Origin of the sequence: Rhodococcus sp. IEGM1339, from assembly GCF_050321925.1 — a bacterium.
GTDB lineage: Bacteria > Actinomycetota > Actinomycetes > Mycobacteriales > Mycobacteriaceae > Rhodococcus > Rhodococcus pyridinivorans.
This window is the reverse complement of the sequence record NZ_JBNQFT010000051.1, coordinates 1-3,543: the sequence shown is the minus strand read 5'-3', so window position 1 is coordinate 3,543 and position 3,543 is coordinate 1. Positions and strand designations below refer to the sequence as shown.

At 66.0% G+C, this 3,543-nt stretch carries 2 protein-coding genes and 1 pseudogene; all 3 read left to right on the top strand.

Features of this window, described 5'->3' with window-relative positions; all coding sequences use genetic code 11:
• Positions 1-76, top strand: a pseudogene (locus tag ACQR3U_RS23260) (antibiotic biosynthesis monooxygenase); the annotation flags it as partial.
• A 632-nt stretch (positions 77-708) separates the two neighbouring features.
• Positions 709-2,034, top strand: coding sequence for an ISL3-like element ISPfr2 family transposase (locus tag ACQR3U_RS23255; RefSeq protein ID WP_230811599.1), 1,326 nt, complete (start codon positions 709-711; stop codon positions 2,032-2,034).
• A 372-nt stretch (positions 2,035-2,406) separates the two neighbouring features.
• Positions 2,407-2,847, top strand: a complete 441-nt coding sequence (locus ACQR3U_RS23250) for a hypothetical protein (RefSeq protein WP_230811600.1) — start codon at positions 2,407-2,409, stop codon at positions 2,845-2,847.
• Positions 2,848-3,543: the final 696 nt, after the last annotated feature.

Here is a 3,543-nt window from a genome sequence, read left to right as displayed (position 1 = left end):
GACGGCCAACCAGCACCTCCTCGGCGCAGCACCCGAGATCCTGGCGGCCGACGTCCTCGCGTCCAAGCTCCCGTAGTCCGCCAACGCACGAGACGATCGCGCCCCGCCGAGCCGCCGCCAGGTCGCGACGCAACGCCATGCTGCGTTGCCGAGCGGTGCGAGGCCTATCGGCACACGGACAGGATGCCGGCCGCGAGCGCTCAGCCGGCGAGGGGTCCGTCGCAGAGGAGAGCGACGTCGGTGTCGGGCAGAGCCGTGAGGCCAGCGCATCGCGCGACCACCAGAACCGAACAGCCCCTGACCTGCGTTTCCGCAGGTCAGGGGCTGTTCGCCGGAGCCGCCTGTCGGAATCGAACCGACGACCTAATCACGTCGGCTTTGCGTCTATCGCTTGATGCGCCCACTGGGCGAACGAGCCGCTGACCTGCGCAAACGCCGAGCGTGGGGGACGCCGCCATCCGGTGGTGACCGACGACGACCGACCAGTACCGACCGTTTCACCGGAGCTTGCGGCGGCGTCGAAGCCGAGCAAGCTCCATTCCTTTAGCTCACCGCGCCCTCCTGCTCGCCGGTCCCGTCGTCGTCGAAGACGTTTCAGGGGTCTTCTCAGATGACGGTATAGGTCGGCCGGGCGCGTCGGTCCGCAGATAGACGTCGAGGTCTCCCGACGACGGAGGTTCCTACGCCATCCATCCGAAAGACCTCGACGTGTCCGACGCTACCCCGCCGGCCGGCTTCGGCCGCCCTGACCTGACCGCCTTCGCTCGACTCGACGGCCTCGGTCTGAGCGTGACCGGACAACGACTTGAACCGGATCGTGCGGTCCTCGCGTGCCGCGTGGTGGAACCAGATCAGTGGTGCCGACGGTGCGGCAGCGAAGGCGCTGCTCGTGACACCGTGATCCGGCGGTTGGCCCACGAGCCGCTGGGCTGGCGACCGACCGTGCTGGAAGTTGTAGTGCGCCGCTACCGCTGTGCCGACTGCGGACACGTGTGGCGCCAAGACACCAGCGCCGCGGCGGAGCCACGCGCGAAGCTCTCGCGCACCGGGTTGCGGTGGGCGCTGGAAGGGATCGTGGTCGCACACCTCACCGTCGCCCGTGTCGCCGAGGGACTCGGGGTCGCGTGGGACACCGCCAACAACGCGGTCCTGGCTGAAGGCAAGCGGCTGCTGATCAACGACCCCACGCGGTTTGAGGGCGTGAAGGTCATTGGCGTCGATGAGCACGTCTGGCGCCACACCAGGCGTGGCGACAAGTACGTCACCGTGATCATCGACCTCACCCCGGTCCGCGATGGCGCCGGCCCAGCAAAGCTGCTGGACATGGTCGAGGGCCGGTCGAAGGCGGCGTTCAAGACCTGGCTCGCCAACCGCGACGACGCCTTCCGTGATGCGGTCGAGGTGGTCGCGATGGACGGCTTCACCGGGTTCAAGACCGCCGCTGCGGAAGAGATCCCGGACGCGGTCACGGTGATGGATCCCTTCCACGTCGTGCGCCTGGCCGGTGACGCCCTCGACAGGTGTCGGCGCCGGGTCCAACTCGCGATCCACGGGCACCGTGGGTTCAGGGGCGACCCGCTCTACAAGTCGCGGCGCACGCTGCACACCGGCGCGGACCTGCTCACCGACAAGCAGAGCGACAGGCTACGCGCGCTGTTCGCTGATGACGCTCACGTCGAGGTCGAGGCGACCTGGGGTGTCTACCAGCGCATGATCGCCGCCTATCGCCACGAGGACCGGCAACGTGGCCGCGAGCTCATGGAGAAGCTGATCACCGACCTCAGCGCCGGCGTCCCCAAGGTGCTCACCGAGCTCACCACCCTGGGCCGGACCCTGAAGAAGCGAGCCGCTGACGTGCTCGCCTACTTCGAACGACCCGGCACCAGCAACGGGCCGACCGAGGCGCTCAACGGACGGCTCGAACACCTGCGCGGCTCCGCACTCGGGTTCCGCTACCTGACCAACTACATCGCCCGAAGCCTGCTCGAGACCGGCGGCTTCAGACCCCAACTCCTACACCCCCGATTGGGATGAGCCCGTTCGATCCACCTACTCAGCGGAGATCCCCGCGGTGTCCGCATCTTCAGCCGGGCCGGCTGGGACGGATGTCTGCTCGTCCTTGCAAGCGGTACTCCTCCCCGTCCGGTGCGGCGGTGGCCGCATCCGGTACATCGACCAATGGCTGGACTGCGTGGCACACCACCGACGGTCGCGCCCTCGACGACCTCAGAAGAACGGCCCGTAAGAGGAAGGGCACGCCCTGATCGGACAACCCGGTCGAGTCGTGTTGACCAGCGCCGATGCTGCACAGTGCCGCACAGCGGGTGTAGCGCGCGGAGAGAGCGGGCACAAAATGTCGAAGTGCTTCCTTTCCCGGGATAGGCCTATCTGCTCGAAAGGATCGTCATGACCGACGCTTTCGTTCCCCACGCCAATAACAATCCATCTCCCCTGATCCGGGTTGGCGACAGCTACGACATGGCGGACAACGGACACCATTGCAGCCGTACCTTGAACATCGACGCGACCCTGCGGAACATGACGATGCGGGCGCGTTTCGTGCTGATCGCGATTGCCCAGGCAGGGTCCAGGATCACGTTCGAGGATCTGAAGAATTGCATCGACGCCCCCTACAGCCTCCAAGGGATGTATCGGGTGCAACACGCGATCACGTTCGACTGCCGACTTCGCGACGAACCGCTACTGTCTTCCCTAGTCGTCTCCAAAGCCACCGGCGAAGTCAGCGATGGAATGCCGGTGGATCCGTTCGATCCGGACGATGCGGCGAAGGAACGGGACCGTTGCTACCTCTATTGGCAGACACACGACCCATTTCCTACAGATTGAATGTATCAACACCGAGACCCTAATAGGTGCAGTGGTCAGATCGCGAGACGGTCTTGGTTCCACTCGTCAAGACGACAATTCCGGAATCGGGTTCGCAGTCCGTCTCGTACCCGGGTCACCTGTGTCCGGAAGGAGCAGGGTCGCTGTCGCGTATACGGGCCAGTTCGGTGCGTAAAAGGCGGCACGGCCGGTGTCGGCGCAGCCCGTCAGCGGCGGGCGCATCGGTCAGGTCGTGGGCGGCGTCGGAGACGTGCCGGGCGCGGGATGCGCTCTGCACGGGTGCGTCCGGTCTTGAGAAAGGCCCTACGGGTGCGGCGAGCACCACTGAGCGCACCGAGCTTGGCGGAGGTGAGTCTCCGGCGGACACCTCCGGTGCGAGTGGCATGTTCCCCTTGAGGATGTCGCGCAGGAACCGGTGTGGGGTCGCCGCATGAACCTTGATGGCGATGATGACGACCGCGAGCATTAGTGCGGAGATGAGGATTGGGTGGTCACGGCCTCGATCGAGTCCCAGATCGCGTGCAGCATGGCAGTAACGATCAACGCCTTCCCGCTGCCGACCCGGCGAGGTTCGGCGGCCCGGCCGATCGGGTAGATTGTCAGCGGTCATGTAATTCCCCAGGTTGAGGGGTCGACCCGTCACGTAATTCCTCACCCGCCTGTCACGTAATTCCCCACCCTTGGGGCGTGTCGGCC

Coding starts and splice junctions, on each gene's coding strand:
- ACQR3U_RS23250 (WP_230811600.1), top strand. CDS start 2,407: ATGACCGACGCTTTCGTTCCCCACGCCAATAACAATCCATCTCCCCTG.